Here is a 17,653-nt window from a genome sequence, read left to right as displayed (position 1 = left end):
CGAATGGCCGACATCAATTCAGCGCAGCGTGATCTCGCCCAGAAGGTCATGGGCAAGCCGGGTGTCACCGGTGTTGCCATCGGCGAAAAACGCGGAAAGCCCTGCTTGAAGGTGTATGTGTCCGGCGCGGCTTCGGGGATCCCAAAGTCGGTCGGTGGCTACGCAGTCGTGACTGAGAAATCAGGGGCCTTCAGGAAGCTCTAGAACTGTTCAGTTCACAGTGAACCTGATGGTGTCCACGACCCACGGCTGAAGCGGCATGTGCACCCCGTCCGCTAGAACAGCGATCAGCCGGTGCTCACCGGGCGCGACCCCCTCGAAGATGTACTCCGAAGAACCGTCCCCCATGTGAATGATGCTGCCCGGGACCGAGGGCACGGGTACTGAGCCGTCCGTCAGGTCCGCATCCAGATACAGGTGGTGATGTCCGGTGCCTGGTACGAGGGCGCCGGCCGGCGCGATGGCAACACCGGCGACTACCAATTCGACCGTGACTTGGTCACCCATGATGACCGCACCTTCTTCGGGCCCGGTGATCATCACACGGGCATCTGCGGTGGACACCTCTTCTTCTGGTGTGGCCTCGGCGGGTTCTTCTGCCGGAGGGGCATCACCACAGGCTAGGACAGATCCGGCGAGAAATATGACGGACAGGGGATACGCGTTCTTCATGGCATTCAGGGAAGGGAGGAGAGTCTGAAAGCGCGGTCATCGATTTGTATGCTCCAGCAGTCTACACAAAGGCGGTGTGGGCGCGCCACGGGGGGAAGCGTAGCTTGGGTGGCCCATCCACACGGAGTTGTTCATGCGTCGCACATCCCTGGCCCTTTTCACGCTCCTCATGGCGACCGCATGTGGGCCCATCGCGGACCATGCGACTGAAACGGAGTGGACCCCCACCCTCACACTCACGCTCCAAGAGTCCGGTACGGACGCGCTTCTTCAGGCAATCAGCTTTGGGGACGGTGGGGTGATTTGGGCAAGCGGCCACCAGGCCACGTGGGTGCATTCCGTCGATCGCGGGGAAACGTGGACGGCCGGTACGGTAGAAGGCGCGGAGGGGCTTCAGTTCCGCGATGTCCACGCCTTCGGTGGATTCGGTGCCTACCTCATGAGCTCCGGGAACGGCGACCTGTCGCGGATCTACCGGACGGACGACCGAGGTCAGAGTTGGACACTTCAATACACCGCGTATGACCGCGCCGCCTTCATAGACTGCATGGATTTCTGGTCCGAGGACCGAGGCCTCGTGTATGGCGATGCGGTGGACGGGGTCCCCTTCATTTTGTCCACCGAAGATGGTGGAGCCACATGGGGACGTGTGCCTGCCGAAAGGCTACCGGTAGCCCTCCAAGGCGAGGGTGGTTTCGCCGCGAGCGGCACCTGTCTCGTCACCGGCGACGACGGTCGTGCGTGGATCGCGACTGGGAATGGGGAGCGAGCTCGAGTGCTGAGCACTATGGACTACGGTGTGACGTGGACTGCCACCGATGTACCGGTTCCGGGCGGCACTTCTGCCGGCCTCACTACGGTTCAGATGAACCGCGAGAGCCGCGGGATCGCCATGGGCGGCATCATTGGTCAGGACTCCGTGCGTACCGACAACATGGTCACGACCCTGGACGGTGGAGCGACGTGGCAGCTCGCTGCGGCCCCTTCCATTGATGGCCCCGTCTACGGGGCGGCTCTAGTTGATTTCGGGCCGGAGTCTCACATCCTCGCCGTGGGCCCGCGGGGTCTCTCATGGTCCACTGACTTTGCGGAGACGTGGGTCACCGTCGACACCCTTAGCTATTGGGCGGTCGCCCACACGGGAGCTGAGGATGGCTGGGCGGTCGGCCCTGGCGGGCGGATCGCTCACTTGGCGATCGGTGGTCGGGCTTCAGAGGTGCCGTCCGGCTCCTAGTCTTGCCTAGGCTTCGAAGTCCAACGCGACGTCGAGCGCGGGCGCGGAGTGTGTGATCCATCCCACGGAGATCCAGTCGACGCCAGTTTCCGCGACGGCACGGACGGTCTCAAGAGTGATGCCCCCGGAAGCCTCGAGTACACACCGGCCGGCTGCCAGCTCCACAGCGGCCCGCATCGTCTCGGGGTCCATGTTGTCCAACATCACGATGTCGGCTCCGGCCTCGATGACGGCATCCAGATCGTCTACCGAATCGATCTCGACTTCGACCTTCGTGTCCGGCCCGACATAAGCACGCGCTGACGTGACCGCCGCGGCGGCGGATCCTGCCGCCGCGATGTGGTTGTCCTTGATGAGCACTGCGTCGTAGAGCCCCATGCGGTGATTGCCACCACCACCCGCGAGGACCGCCGCCTTCTGAAGGGAGCGCATACCTGGCACGGTCTTTCGGGTATCGATTATGGTGGCCTTCGTGCCCGCGACCCGATCCACCAGGGCGCGCGTGGAGGTGGCCACACCGCTCAGCTGCCCCAGCAGGTTCAACGCAAGCCGTTCAGCGGCCAACAACGAACGTGCTGGCCCGGCCACCACAGCTAGGTCGTGGCCCGGTTCGACACGAGATCCGTGAGTAACGATCCGGGTCACTTCGACCTCCGGATCGACCAGGGTGAACACGCGCAGTGCCACATCGAGGCCCGCGATGAATCCGGCCTCTCGGGCCACGAGCGCACCCACGACGATGGCGTCGTCCGGGATGACACTCTGTGACGTTAGGTCGCCGTTCTCGCCGAGATCTTCCTCGAGGGCGGCTCTCAGGAAGCCGTCGAGAGCAGATTCAGTCGTCAGGCGGGTACCTCGAGCATACGACTCACGGCAGACTGGGCACGTGCGGCGACCTCAGGGTCGACCTCGACGACGTGTTTCATATCGCGGAGGCTGTCCCGGATTCCCTCCAGCGTGATCCGCTTCATGTGCGGACACAGGTTACAGGGCCTCACGAATTCAGTGTCCGGAGACTCGATGGCCACGTTGTCTGCCATCGAACACTCGGTAACCATGACGACGTGACTGGGGCGTTCGTCATGCACCCAGCGGATCATCCCCGCGGTGGACCCCACGAAATCGGCCTCCTCGAGGACATCGGGTGGGCACTCCGGATGGGCGATGATCTGCACGCCGGGCGTGAGCGCACGGTAGCCGCGTAGTTCTTCTCCGGTGAAGCGTTCGTGCACCATGCACGACCCTTCATAGAGAATGATCTCAACGTCGGTCTGGGTTGCGACCCACTTTCCTAGGTACTGGTCCGGGAGGAAGATGACCCGATCGGCCCCGAGCGAGTTGACGACCTCGACCGCATTCCCAGAAGTGCAGCAGATATCCGATTCGGCCTTCACATCTGCCGAAGTGTTCACGTAGGTGACAACTGGGACGCCGGGATATCGTTCTTTCAGGAGCCGTACGTCAGCGCCTGTGATCCCGTCCGCGAGGGAGCACCCGGCTTCCGTGTGCGGGATGAGCACCGTCTTGTCCGGATTCACGATCTTGGCCGTCTCGGCCATGAAGTGGACCCCGGCCATCACGATGACCTCGGCCTCGGTCTCTCCTGCCATGCGAGCGAGTGCGAGGGAGTCACCCTTCAGATCTGCCACGCCGTGGTAGATATCTGGCGTCATATAGTTATGGGCGAGCACCACGGCGTTACGAGTTCGCTTCAGCTCGTCGATCTCTTCGATCAACGGCGTGAGCGCTACGATCTCGACTTCGGGCAGCACACCCTGCAGCCGCTCGCGCGGGCTGACTGGTGCGGACGTGGAACTCACTTAGGACTCCAGCAGTTGGTCACCGAACCGAAACGGTAATGGAACACGGCGCTCGTTCAATACGTCGAATGGATTGAGGGGTTCCAGCTTCCTTCTTGGTCACCTGCCGTCAGCGGACATCGGGCTATTGGTCGGTCACGGAGGCTGGCCTCCCGGTTCGCTTGAAGTGCATGTCGTAGACGCGCGAGACGCTGAGGCTCAACCCTTCAATCTGGCCGTCCGCGTCGCGCCGAAAGCGTAGAATAGACCCGGATCGTCCCCGGAAGGCGTTCTCGTAGACCGGCGTGAGTTCGAAGGTGTGACCGGGCCGCTGCCACACGATCAAAGCGCCGTCCTCGACGGTGATCTCATACGTCGTCTCGGCTTCCGTGCTCTCATAAGTGCCGACAAAGGCGGCCAGTTCAGCCGAGCTGGGCTGCCAGGCGTCCACGGGCTCGTAGCTTAGTTTTGTGTACTCCCAAGAGTTGACGCTGAAGGACGGACGTCCCGGGCCATCTTTATGAAAGTCATAGAAGGTCTGCCTGGTCCCGACCTGAAATCGGGTGTCAGAGAGTGGGGTCAGTCGTGCTGTGCCGGCGCGGAGCGTCCCATTCGAGACCCGCAAATTCACCGTGTTGCCGGTGACGGGGTCACGATAGAGCCCGGCGTAGGCCTCCAGCGTTTCCGCGGACACTGGGACCCCCTCAGCGGCGACAGGGTCCTGTACGGCATCGCCCAAGTAAACTCGGGCGACGGCCTGCCCATTGCCGCCGGTTGGAGCGTTCGAGGCGTTGCACAGCATCGAGACGGATAGTCCTTGGTCCGGATATCTGGCCGCGAAAGCGCGGTATCCTGACGTCGAACCCGTATGAGAGATGGTGCGGACGCCCATACTCCTGTTCACCTGTAGGCCACCCGCGTAGGTGATCTGAGACCCGTCGTTGAGTTCGGCTTGGTCGTGCATCATGCGGGTAAAATCCGGCCCGAAGCGCTCGTCGGTGAGTGCCTGGTTCCACCGGGTGAGGTCGCCGACCGTGGTGAGGATTCCTCCGTTTCCATGCACGTATTCGATGGGCCGGTTGATTTCCCAGCCGCCGTCCTGGGTTGCGTTGTAAGCCGAACTCCGGCCAGGAACGATGCGGCGATAGTCGTCTCTCCACTGCGTGTTCGTCAGGCCCAGTGGCTTGAACACGCGCTCCGTCGAGAACTCTGCAAAGGACATTCCACCCGCCCGAGCCACGATCACCGCGAGCAGGTTGTATCCCGAGTTCGTGTAGGAATACTGGCGGCCGGGTTCGTAGTTCAGAGCGGTTTGCCGGCTGAGAATGTCGACGACCCAATCGTGGTCATGACTGCGCTGTTCACGTCCCCACGTGGATATCTGGGCAACGGAGCCCCAGTCCCGGAGTCCGCTCGTATGTGTCATCAGATGCTTCAGGGTGATCGGATCGCCGTAGTCCGGAAGCTCCGGGATGTATTTTCGGACGTCGTCGTCGAGGGAGATCTTACCGTCCATGGCGAGGAGCACGATTGCCGCCGACGTGAATTGCTTGGACAGCGATCCACCTTCGAAGATTGTCGCCGGTGTATTCCGGATTCCGTGTTCGAGGTCCGCCATCCCGTAGGCTCGCTCGAGAACGGTGAGGCCGTTCACCGATACGCCGACGGCGCATCCAGCCGACGTATTCGAGTCCCAGCGGGAAAAAATCTCGTCGACCCGCTGAGCGGCGTCGGCGGGGATCTGAGCCATGGTCGGGGTAGCCACCGCGAGCGTCGTGGCGAGGGCAGTAAAGGCTGTGAAACGAGCTAGGTCAGTCGGAGTCATGCGCACGTCCGGTTGAGAGTTCAGGCCGTATAGTGCGGCGGGGACGCTCAAGACAAAACCCCGCCCGGTCTATGGGCCGAGCGGAATTTAGAGATTGGCCGGACGGGACGGCAGCGAGAAATCTGCATCCCCGCGAAGTCGCTCCAACGGATCCGTACCTCATTCGCACCGTCTTCGGTCACAATACCGCACGGTCAGTGCCGGCTCCGTATTCCGACAACCGCTCGATCGCATATATGTGTGAGACGCGTCAGAGCAGATGAAGGTTGTGAGTGGGCTCAGGCCGGCCCTTGGCTACTGCGTGATCGGCTTCCTCTGGGGCTCGAGATGAATATCGAGCCACGCTGTCCAACGAGCCCAAAGGTCGAGCAGCGTTTCTTCTGTCGCCGGTCCGTGGTCCTCGAAGGGATACAGGTACATGGCCGCCGGCTTGTTCAATCCGTTGAGCGCATGGAAGAGCTTCGGCGAATGGATCGGATCCGTTCCCACGTTCTGGTCTTGGAGGCCGTGATACATCAGCAGCGCGCCGGTCAGGTTGTTCGCATAGAGAAAGGGTGACATTCCCAGGTACACGTCCTTCGCATCCCACAGGAAGCGCCGTTCACTTTGGAAACTGAGCGGTGTCAGGGTGCGGTTGTAGTTTCCGTCCCCTGCAATGCCTGCTTTGAAGAACGGCGTGTGCACCATCGCATTCACCGTCCCGAACGCGCCGTACGAATGGCCTCCGAGCCCGAGGCGACGTCGGTCGATGATGCCGCGTTCGTCCAACTCGTCGATTACAGCAGCCAGATTATTCCGCAGGTCGTGCTCGTAATTGTTGTTCATCGCGCCCTGCTTCCCGACAATTGGCGCGTCAGGCGTCACGACAGCGTACCCCAACCGGACGAGGTACTGCATGGAGCGCGTGCCGTAGTTCTCGAACGCGTTCTTGTTGTAGGTGCGACCGCGATCGTCGTAGGACTCTTGGTCCGTGAACTCGCGCGGATAGAACCAGAACATGGCGGGTAGTCGTTCCTCACCGTCCCAGCCCGGCGGAAGCTGGACGTTCACTAGGAAGCGGAATCCGTCCGGGCGCTCCACGGTGAAGCGCTGCCTGGGCGCATTCGTGATATCCGGGGTGTAGTCGATGTTCTGGGTCAGCTGGGTTCGCTGGCCATTGGAGAACCGGTACGACTGGGGCACATCTGTGGTCGTCTCACGCGACACTATGAAGTCTTCCGCGTCGACATCCACTACAGAAACGATGCGTTCGTACTGCCCGTCGTTCGAACTCTCGTAGAGTCGCTCGGTCTCTCCGGTCCGGATGTCGACCCGGTCCAGGAAGTTCATGGGGCTGCCGGCCATCGGATCTTCGTTGTACTGCGTTCCTGATAGGAAAACCGAAGCACCGTCGGCTGAAGTCTGGACAATCTGACCGCCGGCGCTGCCTCCACGTCCCCGCCCGCCGCCCGCGACTTGCCCGCCCGCCAGCAGAAGTGTGCCAGCATTGGCGTAGAAGTCGTCGGCCTCGTATTCGGCGATGGTATACGCTGTTTCGGGATCTGACAGGTCGACCGCGAATTCTGTCACGGTGCCACGCGCTGCAGAGCTACCAAAGCCACCCCCCTGGGGGCGGCGGGAAAGAAACAGCATGTTGTGATCTAGAGAGAAGCGATGGGATGCCAGTCTCTGAGAGCTCTCGTAGACGACGGTGACGTTGTCCTCACCAAAAGGGGCGCTCCACAACATTACCCGGTCGGGTTGGCGGGCACCGCCAGCTCGACCGCCGCGGCCACTGTCCTCTTCGGCCTCATCCTCATCCTCTTCGGCAGCTTCTTGCTGCAAGAAGGTCAGACCGGCGCCGTCTTCTCTCCAAGCCAGCTGCCGCCGGTCGGGCTCTTCTTCGTCCCCACCGACTCCAGGAGCGGAAGGTGCCCCTCTGAGTCCTGTGTTCAGTTCGGTGACATCGATCTCCGCCAACATGCTCCCGGTGCGGTCCCAGATCTGCTCGGTGCGGCCGAAGCTGGTGACAGGGACGACGTAGCTGAACGGCCGCTGCATCAGTGTGACGCGCGAGAACTCACCGGTAGGTGAGAAGTCGAAACTCCGGATCATTGATGGCGAGCCGACCCGAGTGACGCGACGGTCGTCTACAGAGATGCTCGCGAGCTGGCCGGTGACGTGCCACTCGAGAAGCTCTTCGTGATACGGTGTTTCCATGAGGCTGGCATAGGTACGGAGCACGTTTTCGCCTTCCTCCGTCTGCTTCACCTGCGGACCCGTGGGCACGCGGCGTTCTTCCGGTCGCACCGCGCGGTTGTCCGGGATTAGGACCGTCGCGATCTCCTGCGAATCTGCGGTCCACTCGAAGCTCTGAACCAGGGTGGCGAGCACGGGTGAGCGTGTGATTTGTCGAGAATCACCATCCGTGGGGTCAGCCACGTAGATGTGCGTCTCGTCGTCCGTGTGGACGAAGAAAGCCAACTGCGAGCCGTCCGGCGACCAAGTCGCGTTGGAGGCTTTCGCCCCTTCTGGAATTGATACCTCGATAACCGAACCGTCCTCGGCGGAAATGATGTTGATGCCCACGCTGGATCGTGTCGTCAGGTTCCGGTGACGATTCGCCTGACGGTCGTAGAATTGCCCGCCTAGTTCGTCGAACGGGCGAGAGAAGCGCTCCATGGTCGGCGGGCCTTCACCGATCATGTGGAAGAACCACGCCTTGTCCGGGCTGATGTTCGTGAGCGTTGCATTCAAGTAACGAGGGGCGAGAACCGCTTCAGCGATGCTCCCTGGAGGCGCGACCCAGTCCTTGGCAGCGAGGATTGCCTCTGAATCGGTCGCGTCCTGGGCAACGGCTGGTACAGCGATTACGCAGGGAGCGGCAACGAGCAAGATCCAAAGAAGAAGCCTGCGGGCGGACGTGGTCATGAACGGTGCCTCCAGTGAATTCAACGGCATCCCGAAAAATCGGGATCGCTTCGGCTCCGGATAAAGTGTGCCGAGATAGACATTATGGATAGATACGGCCCGATGCACCGTTGGGCGTTTTCCTGGCTGCGATTACCTTTCGGCTCTCTATTTTTCAGCCCTAGCGGATGGATCCGCGGTGGGTGATACAAAGACTAAGGATCAGATATGCGAATTCGACTCGGCACGGCGGCGCTCGGCGTTGCAACGCTTCTAGCGGCGTGCACAGCCTCAGAGGGTAGTATGGATATGTCGTCGGCCGCGCTCGACTCGAACGACCAGAAGGCCTCTTATGGCATCGGCCTGAACGTTGGTAGTCAGATCTCGGAGACCAAGGACCGCCTGGACCGCATGGCTTTCCTGCGTGGTGTGGAAGACGCGCTGCAGGGATCCGACCCGGCGATCGAGCCGGAAGAACTCCAGATGGTTCTCAGTCAGTTTGCTGAGGAGATGCAGGCCGCATCCCAAGCCGCGTACGAGGCGAGCGCCGCAACGAACCTCGAAGAGGGCGCCGCGTTCCTCGCTGAGAACGGTGGCAAGGAGGGCGTGATGACGACCGAGAGTGGCCTGCAGTACGAGGTCATCGCTCAAGGCGACGGCTCGATGCCGACCGCTGCGGATCAAATCCAACTGCACTACCGGGGAACGTTGATCGACGGCTCCGAGTTTGATTCGTCGTACGGTGGCGAGCCGGCTCAGTTCGGAGTGGGCGGCGTGATCCCGGGTTTCGGAGAAGCGCTGATGCTGATGGCCGTGGGCAGTCACTACAAGTTCGTGATCCCGTCGGAAATTGCCTACGGTCCCCAGGGTTCGCAGGGTGTTATCGGCCCGAACGCGACGCTGATTTTTGAGATTGAGCTGCTCGCAATCGTCGAAAACTGACGACCCGTTTGATCGGTCTGCGCGACCCCGCTACGAGATGGGGTCGCGCGGGCTGAACGGAACAGGCGGCGGCATGGCCGCCTATTCCGTACAACCGAAGTACACGTCAAACAGCCTGGGGCCATGTCACCACTCAACCGCCTCTTCGGATCTAACGCCGCTTGGTGTTCCTTCCCGTATGCTTGGTCGATCCCGTCCATAAGGTCCCGAGGACCCAGCGCGAGCACATTTCCCTGACCGTCCATGACTTCGAGCGTCGCGCAGATCCCTAGCTCCTGCATGGAGGCAAACGTATTTTCTGAGCCGTCGACCCATCCCGTGTCGAGTTCGCCGATCAAGTAGGCGGATCTGTTTTCCGGTAAGAGCCGAGAGGTCGGAAGCGTCACCTGGGTAAGATCCGGGCAACCCGACCATCGTTGTGAAGCGATCCGGGAAGGCGGAGGTGTTCGGTGCGCCGGGACTCGGGCTTGCGAACGGTTTTATCAAACCCTTGCTACTCGCGCTCGCGTTGCCCATCACGATCCTGACGTTTGGGCTCTTCTGTGTTCATAATCAACGCTCTGATGCTCATGCCCGCTGCAGATAGAAGTTCTGCATGTACGCGCCGCCTATCCGGGCCCCAGGGTACCCCGCAAAGAGTTCCTGCGTGGCTGAGTTCGCGGGGTCGACAGCGACTGCGGCCATTACGAAGAAGATGCGTCGGACGAGGGTGTAGCGAAGCACTGCGTACCTCCGGGGTCGTTTCGTAGAGGAGGCTAGCTTGGGTCCTGCCCCGGCCGAGACAAGCGATGTGCCGTGACGGCCGGGCGTCTCCTTTCTAACTTTCCCGTAGCGTCGATCTGTCGCCGCCGTTCATTGGAGAATCCATGTCGAGTCGTCTAAGTAGCGTCCTGCTTTGTCTCGCTCTGGCCGTTTCAGGGTGTGCGTCCGCGAGTGATCGGCTGGCGGAGGGTATCGAGCTCCAGAACGAGGGGCGGTATTTGGAGGCCGCGTATCGCTACGCGGATGCGGTCGATAAGGACGATGAACTCGTCCAAGCGAGAGAGCTTTTCGTAGCGGTTTCGGATACCGCCGTCATGCTCGCGATGAAGTCCGCAGACGACCTCGTCGGTGCCGGTGATCCCATTCGAGCCGCTGAGGCATTCCGTCGTACCGATGCACTTTTTGCCCGCGGCCGTGAGGTCGGCGTGGGACTGACGCCACCTGCGGACTATAACCAGCTGAGGCGCCAATCGTTCGACGACGCGATCGACGGGCTCATGCAGTACGCGGCCTCGGTCGCGGCCGATGGCGAGATGAGAGACGCGCAGCGGGCGTTGCGGAGGGCGAGATCGGACTTCGGAGCTTCCTCGGCCCAGCGTGAGGCCTCCGTAGCTGCCGAGATCGATCTGCTGTTGGACTGGGCGGAGTACGACCTGGGAGACCGGTACTACAAAGCGGCCTTCGCCCGCGCGGGTGAAGCGGTCGATCTGCAGTCACCTCCTACGCGTGGCACCGTCCGTAGAGCGGACGACATTCGGAACGAGGCTCTGGACCTGGGCATGGTGCGTATCGCGATTCTTCCGCTCACGAGCCGGTCTGATGTCCGAGACTCGGTGGGTTCGCACTACCAGGACGAGCTATCGGACAATCTAGAGATCGACTACTGGGTAACGCCGCCCCCCTTTGTAGCGGTGGCCAATTCCGCGCTGGTGCGTCGCGAGGCACGGGACGCGGCGAGTGGGGGGCGGCCCCTCAACGCACGACAAGTGAGTCGTGTGATGGACGCAGTCGGCTCAGATCTCGGGGCTCTGATCGAGGTGACCTACGTGAGCATGACCGATCAAAATGTCCGAAGAACTTCCGCATGGGCACGGAAGCGGGACGGTGAACTCGTACCCTGGACCCTGGAACGAGGGCGCTACGTCCTCGAAGTTCGCGCGGAGGTCATTGTCGTCGATAGAGATGGCGACGAGCTGGAGCGGTTCGTCGAATCAGGACGAGAGACCGGCGGATTCGAGCGCGGCGTCTACGGCGAGAATCCGCGCGAGTTGCAACTGAGTTCAAACGAGTCTCGCTACTTCGATCCCGACCTTTTGGAAAAACAGCGCGCCGAGGTGCAGCAGGCGGCGCTCGAAGAGCTGGCCGAGCAGCTGGCCGATCGACTCTTTCGAGAGGTCATCGACCGAGTCCGGTAGATCGGCTACATCCCTTCCTGTGGGGAGACATGGAACTGGATCACCTTCCATCCGTCGTCTGTGGAGACGCGAGTCTCGGAGTACCGCCACGTGCCGGGCATGACGAGTCCTCCGGGGAGTGTGAGCGACCCGGTCAGGTACGCAACGGAAATGGCGGTCTGCCCGTGGATCTGCACGTCGAGATCTTGGACGTCGACGTCGGCCGCAAATCCTGCGTTCGCAGCAGCCTGAAGCAAGGCGACATTGAAGCCGCCATCCATCAGCGGGCCTCCGTCCAAGAAGAAGCCACGAGCGTCCGCCTGATACTGGGCGACGAAGTCGGCGTACTCTCCGGCGCTCCATGCGCCGAGGGTGGCGTGCACGGCGGCCTCGACTTCGGCCTCCTGCGCGGAGATGTTCGGAACCGCTCCAAAGACCAGCAGAACCAAGCCCAAACCTAAAGCGCGATGACGCACGCGTGCCTCCCTATGAATTCGAGCCTACTCATGTCGATCCCCCTACGATGTACGCGTGGGGATGTTCCGGACGGTAACGTGGCGCAGGGAGGTTTTGCAGATGCTATCTAAGTTGTGGATGCGCCGTGGCGCGGCGTGGGGCGCGATCGGCATGGCCGTTGTGGGACTTCTCGCCGTGCGTTTGCTCGTCGATCTGTCTCCGCAGGTCGAGGAGGGTTTCTTCTTCGCGGAGGACGATCCACAACTCGAAGCATCTCGTGAGATCGCGAGCCAATACGGATCGAGCCCCCAGATCATTGTCAGGGCTGAAGACCGAGTCGGCGACCGGCGAGCATACGAGAACAGGGTGGAGGCGCTCGCCGATGCTCTCTACGCACTTGAGGGCATCGACGGTCGGTACAGCATCGCAACGGAGGACCCGCGGCGAAGTCCGATGTTCGCTCAGATTCTACTGACGCCGGATTCGCTCGCGACCAACATCTTGATCATGGTGGACGGGACGGACCCGGAAGTGCTTCTCCCACGGGTCGAGGCTGTGCTCGCCGACTTCGACAGTCCAGACTTCGGGGTCGTCATGTCCGGGGTCCCGGTGATCGTGGAGCTGATTCGCCGAAACCTCTTTCAGGATCTCGTGGTGTTCAGCCTCGCTGCGGTGCTCCTTTTCGCGTTGCTTGTCGGTCTCGTGTATCGCGATGGCGCGATCGTTCTGGGCACTTTGGTGACCTGTTTCGTGGCGGTCTCAGTCACGCTGGTCATCATCCAGTCGGCCGGGATTGCCATCGGATTGTTGACGGCGAATCTCGTCACGATTGTGTTCGTGCTCACGCTGTCCCACGTCGTTTTTCTTACGGCGAACTGGGCCCGCGCCACGCGGACAGGAACGGGTGCTCAGAACCGACAGTTGGCTCTGTCTGAGGGTGTGCGGGACACCCTTGAAGGGTCGTTCTGGAGTATGACCACGACGCTCCTCGGTTTCCTCAGTCTCCTGACTGCTTCCGCAAAGCCTCTTCGTGAATTGGGTATGGCCGGAGCGGTGGGCGCTCTTATCGCGATGGCCGTCGCATATACCGTGTATCCGGCGTTCCTCGCACGATGGGCCAAGGTGAGGACCGCATCCGAAGTGGGAGGTTCAACGGGCAGCCCCCGAGCGGGCCCTTCGACCGTAGTCGTTGCTGGGGTGATCATTGCCGTACTGGGATTGGGGACCCTCCGGTTAGACACCGACCCAGGCCTCTTGACCTACTTCGCGTCAGGCGACCCGCTGCGTGAAGGTCTGGAGATGATCGACCGGGACGGGGGGAGTAGCACGCTCGATATCGTCATACGCGATCAGGGCGGGGGTCGTCTCGACTCTCCCGAGGTCTTCGCCAAGATGGAAGTCTTCCAGGCCTCGCTCGAAGCCGATCCGGCCGTCGGCATGGTTCTGTCACCCGCGACACTGATCGGGCATGCGCGAACGATGCCACTGGCTCGTTTCTTCAGCCTCGAGATCCTCCTAGACCTGGCGTCGAGTCCCGAATTGGGAGGGGCCGGACTGGCTTATGTGTCCCCAGAGCGCGACCAGGGGCACTACTTCATGCGCATGCACGAATCGACTCGTGCTGGGTCGCGCGACGAAGTCATCGAACGACTCAGTGGCAGCGCCCGGGATGCAGGTCTCGAGCCGGTTCTCGTCAGCGGACTGTACGATCTTCAGGCTCAACTCGGACATCTCATCGCCTCCAGCCTCCGTGTCGGCATCGGGGGCCTGTTGCTGCTGTTCATCCTCTTCGGGTTCGTCGTGTCGAGATCTGCGGCGGTCACGGCGAAGATGTGGATCTGCCTGGCCGGGATCCCGTTGGTCGTCCTCGGGACGTTCGGCCACTTCGGGATCGCAGTCGACATCATTACTTCGCCCGCCGCGAACGTCGCCTTGGCGATGGGCGTGGACTCGATGATCCACCTCGTCGTGCGCGTCAGGCGGCTCGAGGCCCTTCGGACCGAATATCCCTGGGCGGTGGCGTTGTCACAGATCCGGGCGCCTGTCCTGGGTGCCACGGCCATTATCTGCGCCGGCTTCGGGATCTTCGTGATGTCCAGCTTCCCGCCCACGCGCAGGTTCGGCTTGGCCGTCATGCTGGGCACGGCCACAGCGGCGACGATGGCGTTGGTGGTCTTGCCGCGATTGGCGGGAATCGGGGGACGGGGGGATGCCGATCCCGCCTAGTTCGGGACGATCGACACTGGCTCGGTGAGGGGCGGGGTACCGGGCGGCTCACCGACTTGCTTGCGCCGAGCCACGCCCACCCGACAGCTTCTCCCGCCCCGCCAACTCCTACCAAGACCCCGTATGTCCGATACGCCTGGAACGGCTTCGAACGCGACCGGCCTGACTCGCCGCCTCGGCCTCATGGGCCTTGCTGCGACAGGGATCTGCTCAATGCTCGGGGCGGCCATCAATATCGTGCCGTTCATGCTCCAGCGGAGTGTCCCGGGAATCGGGCCATACGTCCTCTCTGCGTATGTATTCGCGGCGGTGCCCGCGATCCTCGCAGCACTCGCTTATGCGATCCTGGCCTCCGCCATGCCGAGAGCCGGCGGGAGCTACATCTATGCGAGTCGGGGACTGAATCCCTACCTGGGCTTTGTCGCCAGTTTCTCGCAGTGGTTCGGTCTGTCGATCGCGATAGGCGTCGTGTCCTACCTCATGATCCCCTTCATTCGTGACGTCGTTGCGGCGGTAGGGATGGATGGCGTGGCGGCTGCGCTCGATACGGGGCCCATCCGGGTCGGTATCGCCCTGGCGTTCTTGTGGACGTCGGTCGGCATCAACATGCGGGGACTGAAGCTCTACCAGGGCATTCTCGTCCCGATGATGTACGTCATGTTCGTTCTGGGAGGGGTCGTTATCGTGGCCGGCTTCTGGTTCGATCAGGGAGACTTCGCTGCCGGGCTGATGGCGGCTGAAGGTGTCGCGGTGCCCGTTGCTCCAGAGACTCCGTTCACATGGACCGGATTCATCGCGGCTGGAGCCATCCTCTTCTCGAGCTTCATCGGCTTCGACTCCATCGCTCAGGCTGGTGGCGAAGCCAAGAATCCCAGCCGGAACCTACCGCTCGCGATCGGGATCGCTGTTCTAACGGTGGGGAGCTTCTACATGCTCTTCACCGCGGCCGTCTACCACACGGTCCCCTGGAGTTTCGTCGCGGAACGCGCACAAGCCCAGGACCTCACCGCGCCCGGGCTACTGGGGTACGTGCTGTCGCCGACGTGGACTGTCTTGATCGTCGCCGGGGCGTCTGTGGCGCTCATCAACGACCTGCCCGCCATGCTTCTTGCGGTGTCACGACTGATGTTCGCATGGGCGGAGGACGGAGTATTTCCTCGAGGCGTCGCGGCGGTTCACCCCATCTGGCACACTCCCCACGTGGCGTTGGTGCTTTCGGGTGTGATGGCGTCCATCGCGATTCTTGGGAGTCACCTCGCTGGTGACTTCTTCCTCGGCGTCGACATTCTGGTGACGTCCATGTTGGTCAATTTCATGCTCATGTGTGTCACGGTGATCACTCTGCCGGGGCACAATCCTGAAATCGCCAAGGACGTCACCGTTCTCCCGAATCGGTCTCTGCAGGTTCCGCTAGCAGGGGCTGGCTTCGTCCTGCTGGGTGTCTTCCTAGTCGTTCACATCATGAAGGATCTGAATGCCGATGTGGAAGCCTGGTACTTCCATTCCACTGTGCTGTGGGTTGGGGTCATGGCGCTCGCTTCGGTGATTTACTTCAAAGAACTTGCGACTCTGAAGAAGAACGGAGTCGACACCGATGCCCACTTCCTCGCACTACCGCCGGAATGACCATGGTGGAGAGAACTGAACTGGCGCCTGGCCTCGAAATCTCCCGAATCGTTACCGGTCTGTGGCAAGTCGCGGATATGGAGCGTGAAGGTTCAGCGCTGGATCTCGACGACGCCTCGGAAGAGATGGCGCGCTACGTCGGAGCCGGCCTCACCACCTTCGACATGGCGGATCACTATGGTTCATCGGAACTGATCGCTGGCCGATACGAAGAGCGATGGCCTGATACGGCGCAGCTGTGCACGAAGTGGGTGCCTAATCCCGGGCCGAAGTCCGCCGAAGATGTGCGGCGTGCAGTTCAAAGGGCATTGGATCGAATGAAACGCGATTCGATCGACTTGCTCCAGTTCCACGCATGGAGCTATGCCGATCCGAGTTGGCTGGACTGCATGTTTGAATTGCAGGCGCTCAAGGACGACGGGCTGATTCGACATATTGGGCTGACGAATACCGATGCCGCCCACGTGGCGATGTTGTGTGAGAGCGGCGTCGACATCGTGTCGAACCAGGTCTGTTACTCGCTCCTGGATCAGCGCGCAGCGGGCGATATGGCTGATGTCTGTGCCCGCTATGACGTGAAGGTCCTCGCGTTCGGTACACTGGCCGGGGGATTGCTTACTGAGCGCTGGCTAGACGTTCCAGAGCCGGACATGAGTGACCTCGAGACTTGGTCGCAAATGAAGTACAAACGGTTCATCGACACGGCAGGTGGATGGTCCAAGCTCCAGTCCCTTTTGGGGGCCGTGCAGCGGGCTTCCACGCGTGTTGGCGCTTCGATGGCCAATGTCGCGACTCGGTACATGTTGGACGCGCCGGCGGTGGCAGGTGTGATCGTCGGTGCCCGGCTGGGCCTCAGCGAACATTTGGACGACAACCAGCGGATGTTCGACATCGAATGGGACGATGAGAGTCTCCAAGAAATTGCCGCGGCCGTCGCGGCGCTCGATCCGATCCCCGGTGGATGTGGTGACGAATACCGGAAGCCACCCTTTCTGACCGCAGCGGGCGACTTGAGTGACCACTTCGATGACTTCCCGTCTCCCTATCCAACTGAAATCGGGTCGGATGGTCGTACGAAGGCGTTGAGCGGGACGGTGTGGGAGGATCTCGCCGGCTTCTCGCGGGCCGTCAAAAAGGGGGACCGAATCTTGGTGTCCGGGACCACGGCGACGCATGGCGATCGGCTCATTGGGAGTGCGGACCCTGCGTCCCAAATGCACTACATCATCGACAAGGTGGAAGGGGCGATCCAATCGCTCGGTGGAGTTCTGGAAGACGTAGTGAGGACCCGGATCTACATCGGCGACCCCGACGTCTGGGACCCGGTGTCGCGCGCTCACGGAAAACGGTTCAGAGACATCCAGCCGGCGAACACCCTCGTGAACGCTGGACTGATCGGCGACGGTTACGTGGTCGAGATGGAGGCAGAGGCCATTGTGTCGGGAGGTGACGGATGAGACGCATCGACTCCGGCGCCGTGCCCCACAATCCGGCAGACGCGAACAACTTCGTCCTTCCCGCGACCATGCAGCGGCTGTTGGGTCCAGACGACGGCCAGGATGTGCGGCTGTATCGTGTCTCGTTCGCCGAGGGCGCGCGGACGAACTGGCATGTTCATGATGACGCTCAACTCTTGTTCGGCCTGGCCGGCACGTGCGTGGTCGTGGACCGTGCCGGTACGGAACTCGTGCTCGCAGAGGGCGACGTCGTCGTGATCGAAGCGGGCAACGAGCACTGGCACGGCGCAGCGCCGGGTACCGCCGGAGCCCATCTCGCCATCAATCTGGGTACGAACACGACCTGGCTGGATTCGTCCGCAGGGGAATAG

General features: G+C 61.8%; 15 protein-coding genes. 8 read left to right on the top strand and 7 right to left on the bottom strand.

The annotated features are described in order from the left end of the window. Positions 1-3: 3 nt before the first annotated feature. On the top strand, positions 4-204 hold the full coding sequence (locus P8L30_07840; protein ID MDG2240100.1) for a hypothetical protein: 201 nt from the start codon (positions 4-6) through the stop codon (positions 202-204). Between the two features lie 6 nt (positions 205-210). Here P8L30_07840 and P8L30_07835 read toward each other — a convergent pair whose 3' ends face one another. After that, positions 211-672: a DUF4399 domain-containing protein gene (locus P8L30_07835; protein MDG2240099.1), complete on the bottom strand. Its 462-nt coding sequence runs from the start codon at positions 670-672 to the stop codon at positions 211-213. Positions 673-805: 133 nt separating this feature from the next. Between P8L30_07835 and P8L30_07830 the strand changes: the two genes are divergently transcribed. Next, a complete protein-coding gene (locus P8L30_07830) occupies positions 806-1,906 on the top strand; it encodes a hypothetical protein (GenBank protein ID MDG2240098.1) in 1,101 nt (366 codons plus the stop codon). Positions 1,907-1,912: 6 nt separating this feature from the next. Here P8L30_07830 and nadC read toward each other — a convergent pair whose 3' ends face one another. From nadC to P8L30_07810, 4 genes are all read right to left on the bottom strand, one after another. Next, positions 1,913-2,722 carry a carboxylating nicotinate-nucleotide diphosphorylase gene (gene nadC, locus P8L30_07825; GenBank protein MDG2240097.1) on the bottom strand — a complete coding sequence of 270 codons (810 nt, stop codon included), beginning with the start codon at positions 2,720-2,722 and terminating at the stop codon, positions 1,913-1,915. Between the two features lie 26 nt (positions 2,723-2,748). Further along, positions 2,749-3,726 (bottom strand): quinolinate synthase NadA, encoded by a 978-nt coding sequence (gene nadA, locus P8L30_07820; protein ID MDG2240096.1) that lies wholly within the window; start codon positions 3,724-3,726, stop codon positions 2,749-2,751. Positions 3,727-3,850: 124 nt separating this feature from the next. Further along, on the bottom strand, positions 3,851-5,530 hold the full coding sequence (locus tag P8L30_07815) for a serine hydrolase (GenBank protein MDG2240095.1): 1,680 nt from the start codon (positions 5,528-5,530) through the stop codon (positions 3,851-3,853). A gap of 294 nt (positions 5,531-5,824) precedes the next feature. Then, positions 5,825-8,440, bottom strand: coding sequence for a prolyl oligopeptidase family serine peptidase (locus P8L30_07810; protein MDG2240094.1), 2,616 nt, complete (start codon positions 8,438-8,440; stop codon positions 5,825-5,827). Between the two features lie 207 nt (positions 8,441-8,647). Here P8L30_07810 and P8L30_07805 point away from each other — a divergent pair, with 207 nt between their 5' ends. Next, entirely contained in the window at positions 8,648-9,361 is a 714-nt protein-coding gene (locus tag P8L30_07805) for an FKBP-type peptidyl-prolyl cis-trans isomerase (protein MDG2240093.1), read from the top strand. A 567-nt stretch (positions 9,362-9,928) separates the two neighbouring features. Here the strand turns inward: P8L30_07805 and P8L30_07800 are convergent. Next, a complete protein-coding gene (locus tag P8L30_07800) occupies positions 9,929-10,084 on the bottom strand; it encodes a hypothetical protein (GenBank protein MDG2240092.1) in 156 nt (51 codons plus the stop codon). Between the two features lie 143 nt (positions 10,085-10,227). Between P8L30_07800 and P8L30_07795 the strand changes: the two genes are divergently transcribed. Beyond that, entirely contained in the window at positions 10,228-11,538 is a 1,311-nt protein-coding gene (locus P8L30_07795; GenBank protein ID MDG2240091.1) for a hypothetical protein, read from the top strand. 5 nt (positions 11,539-11,543) lie between these two features. Here the strand turns inward: P8L30_07795 and P8L30_07790 are convergent, their stop codons facing one another. After that, positions 11,544-11,993 (bottom strand): nuclear transport factor 2 family protein, encoded by a 450-nt coding sequence (locus tag P8L30_07790; protein MDG2240090.1) that lies wholly within the window; start codon positions 11,991-11,993, stop codon positions 11,544-11,546. A 100-nt stretch (positions 11,994-12,093) separates the two neighbouring features. Between P8L30_07790 and P8L30_07785 the strand changes: the two genes are divergently transcribed. The 4 genes from P8L30_07785 (at position 12,094) to P8L30_07770 (ending at position 17,653) form a co-directional block, all read left to right on the top strand. After that, a complete protein-coding gene (locus P8L30_07785; GenBank protein MDG2240089.1) occupies positions 12,094-14,199 on the top strand; it encodes an MMPL family transporter in 2,106 nt (701 codons plus the stop codon). 123 nt (positions 14,200-14,322) lie between these two features. Further along, positions 14,323-15,825: an APC family permease gene (locus P8L30_07780; GenBank protein ID MDG2240088.1), complete on the top strand. Its 1,503-nt coding sequence runs from the start codon at positions 14,323-14,325 to the stop codon at positions 15,823-15,825. 2 nt (positions 15,826-15,827) lie between these two features. After that, positions 15,828-17,282, top strand: a complete 1,455-nt coding sequence (locus P8L30_07775) for an aldo/keto reductase (GenBank protein ID MDG2240087.1) — start codon at positions 15,828-15,830, stop codon at positions 17,280-17,282. Next, entirely contained in the window at positions 17,279-17,653 is a 375-nt protein-coding gene (locus P8L30_07770; protein MDG2240086.1) for a cupin domain-containing protein, read from the top strand. Before P8L30_07775 ends, P8L30_07770 begins: the two co-directional genes overlap by 4 nt.

Source organism: Longimicrobiales bacterium, from assembly GCA_029245345.1.
Classification (GTDB): Bacteria; Gemmatimonadota; Gemmatimonadetes; order Longimicrobiales; family Gaopeijiaceae; genus CALFPJ01.
The sequence above is the reverse complement of the archived record's forward strand: the minus strand, read 5'-3'. Positions and strand labels throughout refer to the sequence as shown.

Bases quoted from the DNA above. Each gene is read 5' to 3' on its own strand.
- P8L30_07840 (MDG2240100.1), top strand. From the start codon at position 4: ATGGCCGACATCAATTCAGCGCAGCGTGATCTCGCCCAGAAGGTCATG.
- P8L30_07835 (MDG2240099.1), bottom strand. From the start codon at position 672: ATGAAGAACGCGTATCCCCTGTCCGTCATATTTCTCGCCGGATCTGTC.
- P8L30_07830 (MDG2240098.1), top strand. From the start codon at position 806: ATGCGTCGCACATCCCTGGCCCTTTTCACGCTCCTCATGGCGACCGCA.
- P8L30_07815 (MDG2240095.1), bottom strand. From the start codon at position 5,530: ATGACTCCGACTGACCTAGCTCGTTTCACAGCCTTTACTGCCCTCGCC.
- P8L30_07810 (MDG2240094.1), bottom strand. From the start codon at position 8,440: ATGACCACGTCCGCCCGCAGGCTTCTTCTTTGGATCTTGCTCGTTGCC.
- P8L30_07805 (MDG2240093.1), top strand. From the start codon at position 8,648: ATGCGAATTCGACTCGGCACGGCGGCGCTCGGCGTTGCAACGCTTCTA.
- P8L30_07795 (MDG2240091.1), top strand. From the start codon at position 10,228: ATGTCGAGTCGTCTAAGTAGCGTCCTGCTTTGTCTCGCTCTGGCCGTT.
- P8L30_07785 (MDG2240089.1), top strand. From the start codon at position 12,094: ATGCTATCTAAGTTGTGGATGCGCCGTGGCGCGGCGTGGGGCGCGATC.
- P8L30_07780 (MDG2240088.1), top strand. From the start codon at position 14,323: ATGTCCGATACGCCTGGAACGGCTTCGAACGCGACCGGCCTGACTCGC.
- P8L30_07775 (MDG2240087.1), top strand. From the start codon at position 15,828: ATGGTGGAGAGAACTGAACTGGCGCCTGGCCTCGAAATCTCCCGAATC.
- P8L30_07770 (MDG2240086.1), top strand. From the start codon at position 17,279: ATGAGACGCATCGACTCCGGCGCCGTGCCCCACAATCCGGCAGACGCG.